Source organism: Bordetella muralis, from assembly GCF_965139205.1.
In the GTDB taxonomy this organism is placed as follows: Bacteria; Pseudomonadota; Gammaproteobacteria; order Burkholderiales; family Burkholderiaceae_B; genus Bordetella_A; species Bordetella_A muralis.
Genome location: NZ_CBCSIU010000001.1, coordinates 747,830 through 754,787, shown reverse-complemented (window position 1 = coordinate 754,787; position 6,958 = coordinate 747,830). Strand labels below are relative to the sequence as shown.

Here is a 6,958-nt window from a genome sequence, read left to right as displayed (position 1 = left end):
CCGCTCCGCTCGCGGGGAGTACCCCAGCGAGCGGCCCCAGCACCGCGTCGATCCAGGTCGGCAGCAGCGCTGTGGTTTTTTCCCGATTACGGGAGCCTGGAGACAATAAAGGAAACCTCGTATTGATGGTTCGGATATTGGCTGTTCACCCAAGCCGCAAATTCCTCTTTCGTGACCCGATGATGGTAGGCGTTATGGAGCCACACCATGAATTCCTCTTGCTGTGCCTCCGTATCCAGCGGTAGGCGTTTGTATTTTGGGTCGGCCTTGACCTGAGTAACGAGCGTATCGAGCCAATTATTAAAAGGCTTATCCATCTCTGCGGCCACGACGCGGGGATCATTCTGGCTGCCGGTGGCGCAGCCTTGGAGCAACGGGACAGTCAGTGCAAATGCTGTTATGACAGCAGCGCTCACACGGCCAAATCGGGTCATCATGATTGGATTCCTTGTCAGTGGGTTTCAACGAAATACAGATAAGCCTTTGAAGAACACGCTTCCCTGCACGAGATCAGATCGATTCGGGCCTTATACCTTAACTTATACAAATGGCTATCGACAGATTGCCCCGCTTCACGTCAAACTACGGGGACCTGCCTGAATGGCTCACCGGAGGCCCTATGCCGCTGCAATTACGATCGCTTGTTCGACCCGACGCCACACTGGAGCTGTCGCTGGCCGATGTGCCGGTACCAACGCCTGCAACTGCCGATGAAGTGATCGTGCGCATGGAGGCTTCGCCCATGAATCCCTCGGACATAGGGGTGATGTTCACTGGCGCCGATATTGCCAAAGCCCGTCAGTCTGGCACCGGCGAGCGCCCGGTGATTACAGCTCCGTTGTCGGCCGCCGCGATGGCGGCGGCATCAGGGAGGGTCGGCCAGGCGATGCCCGTAGGCAACGAGGGGGCTGGTACGGTGGTCGCCGCAGGCGACTCCCCCACGGCCCAGGCCTTGCTGGGGAAAAAAGTCGCCATGATAGGCGGTGCAATGTATGCCGAGTATCGTGCACTGCCAGCCAAACAATGCCTGGTCTTGCCTGATGGCGCGACGGCAACTCAGGGTGCCTCGTGCTTCGTGAATCCCTTGACGGCGCTGGGCATGGTGGAAACCATGCGCATGGAAGGACATCGTGCACTTGTGCACACCGTTGGCGCGTCCAACCTGGGACAGATGCTTAACCGCATTTGTCTAAAGGACGGCATTCCGTTGGTGAACATTGTGCGTCGACCAGAACAGGCCGAACTGCTGACGAAACAGGGTGCCAAGCATGTGGTTGACAGCAGTGCCGAGGACTTCAATGCCAAGCTTGTCGAAGCTTGCTTGGTCACAGGAGCGACCATCGCGTTTGATGCGATTGGTGGCGGCCAGCTTGCCGGGCGACTCCTTTTTGCGATGGAAGCCGCATTGCTGCAGAGACCGGGCCACACCTACAACCGATATGGCACCGACGTTCATAAACAGGTCTACGTCTACGGCAGCCTGAACCGGTCACCCATCGAGATAGAGCGCAATTTCGGATCGGCATGGGCGGTAGGCGGATGGCTGCTTTTCCCCTTCCTGCAACGAGCAGGAGCCGAACGCGTCCAGCAACTGAAGCAACGCATCGTCGACGAACTGACCAGCACATTCGCCAGCCATTACACGCGGGAAATCACGCTGCCTGAGGTGTTGACGCTAGACGCCATCGCAAGCTACTCGCGTATGGCGACGGGAGAAAAGACACTGGTCCGCATCGCACCGGGTTGATTCGGGTCTTCTACCGGCAGGTTGACGCGGACATCGTTCGATCGGCATTCAGTCGATGATGATGCCCGCCTTGCGGACCACCGATCCCCATAGTTGGATTTGCTCCTTGATGAACGCGGAAAACGCCTCCGGACTATTGGACATGGGCTCCAGGCCTTCTGCGTGGAATTGTTTCAGCGTTTCCGGATCCGACAGCGCTTTGACAATGGCCGCGTTCAGTTTGTCGACGATGGGTTTTGGAGTCCCTGCTTTCGTCAGGATGCCATACCACTGATCCGCCTGGAATCCTTCCAGACCTTTGGTTTCGCTGATGGTCGGGACGTCCGGCAGCTGTGGCAAGCGTTTTGCCGAGGCAACGGCAATCGGACGCAAGCGTCCGGAAGAAAGGAAGGGGGCCAGCGGTGGATACCCTGTCAGCACGAGAGATGTCACTCCGCCAACCAGGTCGTTTAACGCCGGTGCGGTGCCTTTGTAGGGGATGTGCTGGATTTCCACATCGGCCCGTAGCGCAAAATATTCGGTAGCCAGATGCGCGGCGCTGCCGCTTCCGCCCGATGCATAGTCATAACCATTGGGCTTGGCCCGTACGGCCCGAATCAATTCATCTACGTTGTGCACATCCAGCTTGGCCGGATTCACCGCCAGGACGTTGGGTACTCCCGCAACGAGAGAAATCGGTGTGAAGTCTTCCACCGGATCATAGGGAAGACGTTTGTACAACGTCGCGTTGGCACCGAATGTCCCGATGGCCCCCATCAGCAGCGTATAGCCGTCAGCCGGCTGTGACTTCGCGTATTGCACGCCGACAATGCCGCCAGCACCGGGCCGATTTTCCACCACAATGGATTGGCCCAGGATCTCGCCCAGCTGTTTACCCATCACACGTGCAATGATGTCGGTGCTGCCGCCCGGCGTGAATGGTACGACTAGCGTGATCGGCCGTGAGGGGTATGTTTGCGCAGCTTGCGATGGAGCGGAACCAATCGCTGCAATCGTCATCAGCGATGCAAACACGAGCTTATGGAACATTTTTATCGTCTCCTCAGGGGTCGCGCGTCGTTTGTTTTGTATGAGTACGCGCCATATGGCGCGGTGCTGTGCGACGGTTGATTCTCAAGCTGCTGAACAATGGTTGACGGTCGCTCCGCTTTCCAGCATGGCTTCAATGTCCCGGTCGCTGACTCCGACGCTGCGCAGCAGTTCTACACTGTGTTGTCCGATCAGCGGAGCAGGCCATTTCAGTGATGGTTCGTAGCTGGAAAACTGGATGGGATTGCGTAGATTGATGATCTTTCCCTCGGTCGGATGGTCGATCGCTTGGAATAGTCCTGTATCGGCGAGATGCGGGTCCTCCAGCACAGAGTCCAGCGTGTGCAATGGCATTGCAGGGACATCGGCAGCCTCCAATATTTCCAGCCATTGCACGGTGGTGCGGCTCGCAAAGATCTCATTGCGGATACGGAACATCTCGCCAATGTTCTCGAAACGCGCGCGTTTTTCCGCAAAGCGTGGATCAGTACGTAGATCAGAGCGGCCCATCGCATCAAACATCGCGAACACCTGCTCGTCTGTATTGGCCGTCACACAGATATACCCATCTGCTGTGCGTATGGGGCGCGAGTTGGGATTGAGCAGACGCGAGTCCCCTGTTTCCCCCAATGGTGGATCAAAGGTCTTTAAAAACAAATGCTCGGCCAGGACGAATGCGGTCATGCTTTCGAACATGGGGACTTCGATGATTTGCGGGCCGCCGTGGCGCAGCCGCTGCACCACCGCCATCAGAATCGTGTTGGCGACCATGATGCCCACCGTGCGATCGGCGATCACCATGGGGACAAAGCGCGGCTCGCCGCCTCCTCCATTGTTGATCGCAGCCAGTCCGGATGCGCCCTGGATGATCGAATCATAGGCTGGCTTGTCCTTGTAGCGCCCGCCCTGTCCGAATCCCACGACGCTGCAGTAAATCAGGTCGGGTTTGAGCTCCAGCAGATCCTGTGCGGACAGTCCCAGGCGAGATGCCGCGGAGGGCCGCATGTTGTGTATCACGACGTCAGCTGTGGCGATGAGTTTCTTCAGCGCGTCTGCGGCGCCGGGTTTCTTTAGATCGAGCGCAATGCTTTTCTTGTTGCGGTTCAGATGCAGGTACTTCGCCGCCATGCCGGGCGTCGTGGACCTGCCGCCTATCCAGCGAGCCAGATCGCCTGTCGGATGCTCGATCTTGATGACTTCTGCACCAAAGTCCGCCAGGAACTGCGTGGCATAAGGACCCACTACGACTTGAGTCAGGTCGATGATGCGTAATCCTTCCAGAGGCGCTTTCGCCGCGTCGGATACATCTGGAGCGGATCTCATATGGCTCATGCCGCAACTCCCGTGGCCGAACCGCGCAGCGTCGTGACGCCGGCCTGTGACACAACGCGGAACTCAACTTCACCATCACGCTCGCCGGCGCGGCTTTCTACATGAAAAGTCTGTCCCTCGAACAGCGGCGCAACGTTGCGCGTCGTGATATGGGAAAACGACGTACCGTTCCAGGCCTGGTGCAGATGTTCCGTCGCACATAGCGCTGAGAGTCCGCCATTGACGACCAGACCGGGATAACCCTCCACCTGTGTGGCATAGGGGTAATCGTAGTGGATACGATGGCCGTTGAAACACAAAGCGCTATAGCGAAAAATCATCACAGTATCTGCGACGATGGGCTCTGATCGGTAGCGTGCTTCGAAAGTGTCCGCAGCGGGCGTTCTGGCTGCTCCTTGGTCTTTCTTGTTGGTGTTCTCACGGTACACAACATCCTGTTCCTCTATCACGCAGACACCTGCAGCGTTGCTGATCGTGTGCCGAACCGTGACAAAGACCAATTGCCCGGTGCTGCCTTGCTTCGGCGTGATCGAGGCAATGGTCGACACCCGCCGCAATTCATCTCCGATCAGAATGGGATTAACAAACTGGATGCGCTTGCCCGCAAACATCCGCTTGGGCAGCGGTACCGGTGGCAGAAAATCCCCGAGGGCTGGATGGCCGTCGTTTCCGATTTTGGATCGCGGTACGACTCGCGGAAAAAGCACGGAATACCACATCTGCGGAAATTCGACACCGCGTTCGCACCTCACGTCGCGGGTGGACTCCAATGTCGCCGACAACCGTTCGGTCAATTGCGGAGTCACGATATCGGTGGTTTCTTCGCTGCGATTTATCCAGGATTGCAGGGCTTGGAGCGCTTCAGGGGTCGTCTCAGAGGTCACGTTTCTTCGTTGGAATGGTTGCCTATGCGTTCATCCTAGTTCCTCGCAGGATTTCCAAGAAGTGATAGATTGTGGATGTCAATTCCAAATTGGAATACATTCTTCTACGGTCAATCAATGGCCTCAGGCCTGGCGTGGCCGAAAGTAGCCGGCGTCGGAAACCACGAAAGGAGACAGTGTGAACCTGCAACAGATACGCGCGTTCTGCGCGCTCGTGGAAAACGACATGAATGTCTCACGCACCGCGTTGGCGCTATACACCAGCCAGTCGGCCGTCAGCAAACAGATCGCCCAGCTAGAGGAACGACTCGGTACCGCGCTGTTGATTCGTTCCAAGAGTCGTATTCTGGCGCTGACCGAGGTGGGGGACCAGGTCTTGCGATGCATGCGCACGATGATGGCAGCGACCGAAGACATCTCCAACATCGTCGCAGACCAGCAGCTCGAGGCCCAGGGGCGTCTGGCTATCGCGACGACGCATACTCATGCACGCTATGCGCTGCAGGACATCGTGCCGGAATTTTGCAGGCGCAATCCCAGCGTGGCGTTGCGCCTGATTCAGGCGACACCTCTGGAGATCGCCGATCTCGTCGTCACGGGCAAAGTAGACATTGGCTTGTCCACGGTGCCACCCGTCCTGCCGCCGTCTCTGGCGGCAATCCCGTGCTACGAACTCAATCATGTGCTGGTCAGCAAACGAGGTCATCCTGTTCTCAAGGACAAGCCACTGACACTGGAGAGCATCGCGTGTTACCCGCTGATCACGTACAGCGAACAACACGCCATCGGCCGGCATATCACCCAGGCGTTCGACGCCGCAGGGTTGACTCCCAAAATCGCAGTACAAGGCACGGACGTCGAGATCATGAAGCACTACGCGGCGTCCGGCGTAGGACTGGCCATCATTCCCGTGATTGCGTTTTCTCAGTCTGCCGATAGAGGGCTGCAGGCTCAATCCGTCGATCATCTATTTCCGATCAGTATTGTCCACGTCCTGGCCCGGCGCGGCGCCTATTGGCCGCGTCATTTATACGACTTCCTGGGAAAGCTTGCGCCGGACCTTACGCCTGGTGCGTTAGAGGAGGCGCTGATCGGCTGAGCCGCTATTCAAGCGTTCGGCTGGCGCTCCGGACGCGGCTGCAGCAAATAGCTCATCACCATCTCGCACACGTGCTGCAGGCGAGCCTCCACGCGTTCTTGTGCACCGAGATCCACGCCCAGCACAAACGACAAGGTATACCGGTTCGATATCGAATAGGACCCCAGGCCTGATATCGATACATAGAGGTCGACCCAATCCGCGTCGGCACGAAATACGCCTTGTTTCTTGCCTCGTTCCAGAATCTCTGCCAGCGCGCTCTTGAGCGGATTGAACATCGCCGGAATCACTTTGGATTTCCGGATGTGCTCGGCCTTGTGCAGGTTTTCCGTACTCAACAGTTGAATGAATTCTGGATGCTCAATGAAATGCCGAATCGTCTGCATCACCAAGGTTCGCATGTCTTCGACAGGGTTCTCGCCCAGCAGGCCGAACTGATTCTGCCGTTCTCTCATGGCGGAGTATGCCCGTTCCATGACCTCGATAAAGAGCGCTTCTTTACTTTCGAAGTAATGGTAGACGAGGTTCTTGCTGATTTTGCTGCGTGCCACGATGCTGTCAACGCGTGCACCGTCATAGCCTTTAGAGGCAAACTCACGAGCGGCCATCTGGAGGATTTTTTCCCGCGTGGCCGTCGCGTCACGGGGCTTTGATTTTCCGCTGGGTTTCGTGGTGGGCATGGGTCCTGTCTGTCTCATTAGCGGTTCTGCCGCGCGTCGTTGTTGTGATGCATCGGCTAACTAGTTGGTTAGTCTACACCGGATCGGTTGATCCGAAACGATGCTGAAAATTCAATCCCTGCAATACGTTAGGCTACGTGAAAACCCGAATTGGCGCGCCCATTTTTCACGCTTATTGTACTGACTA

At 57.1% G+C, this 6,958-nt stretch carries 7 protein-coding genes; 2 read left to right on the top strand and 5 right to left on the bottom strand.

The annotated features are described in order from the left end of the window. Window positions 1–86 precede the first annotated feature (86 nt). Window positions 87–437, bottom strand: coding sequence for a hypothetical protein (locus ACNA0I_RS03455; protein ID WP_415804649.1), 351 nt, complete (start codon window positions 435–437; stop codon window positions 87–89). 182 nt (window positions 438–619) lie between these two features. On the opposite strand from ACNA0I_RS03455, the gene ACNA0I_RS03450 reads away from it, so the two are divergent. Further along, on the top strand, window positions 620–1,747 hold the full coding sequence (locus tag ACNA0I_RS03450) for a zinc-binding dehydrogenase (RefSeq protein ID WP_415804648.1): 1,128 nt from the start codon (window positions 620–622) through the stop codon (window positions 1,745–1,747). A 48-nt stretch (window positions 1,748–1,795) separates the two neighbouring features. On the opposite strand, the gene ACNA0I_RS03445 is transcribed toward ACNA0I_RS03450, so the two are convergent. From ACNA0I_RS03445 to ACNA0I_RS03435, 3 genes are all read right to left on the bottom strand, one after another. Then, on the bottom strand, window positions 1,796–2,776 hold the full coding sequence (locus ACNA0I_RS03445) for a Bug family tripartite tricarboxylate transporter substrate binding protein (protein WP_415804647.1): 981 nt from the start codon (window positions 2,774–2,776) through the stop codon (window positions 1,796–1,798). Window positions 2,777–2,860: 84 nt separating this feature from the next. Continuing rightward, window positions 2,861–4,108 (bottom strand): CaiB/BaiF CoA transferase family protein, encoded by a 1,248-nt coding sequence (locus tag ACNA0I_RS03440; RefSeq protein ID WP_415804646.1) that lies wholly within the window; start codon window positions 4,106–4,108, stop codon window positions 2,861–2,863. Next, a complete protein-coding gene (locus ACNA0I_RS03435) occupies window positions 4,105–4,992 on the bottom strand; it encodes an HTD2 family dehydratase (protein WP_415804645.1) in 888 nt (295 codons plus the stop codon). Before ACNA0I_RS03435 ends, ACNA0I_RS03440 begins: the two co-directional genes overlap by 4 nt. A 178-nt stretch (window positions 4,993–5,170) precedes the next feature. On the opposite strand from ACNA0I_RS03435, the gene ACNA0I_RS03430 reads away from it, so the two are divergent. Beyond that, window positions 5,171–6,091: a LysR substrate-binding domain-containing protein gene (locus tag ACNA0I_RS03430; protein ID WP_415804644.1), complete on the top strand. Its 921-nt coding sequence runs from the start codon at window positions 5,171–5,173 to the stop codon at window positions 6,089–6,091. 8 nt (window positions 6,092–6,099) lie between these two features. Here ACNA0I_RS03430 and ACNA0I_RS03425 read toward each other — a convergent pair whose 3' ends face one another. After that, the gene (locus ACNA0I_RS03425) at window positions 6,100–6,771 is read right to left on the bottom strand and encodes a TetR family transcriptional regulator (RefSeq protein ID WP_415804643.1); all 672 of its coding nucleotides are present in this window, start codon (window positions 6,769–6,771) and stop codon (window positions 6,100–6,102) included. Between the last annotated feature and the right edge of the window lie 187 nt (window positions 6,772–6,958).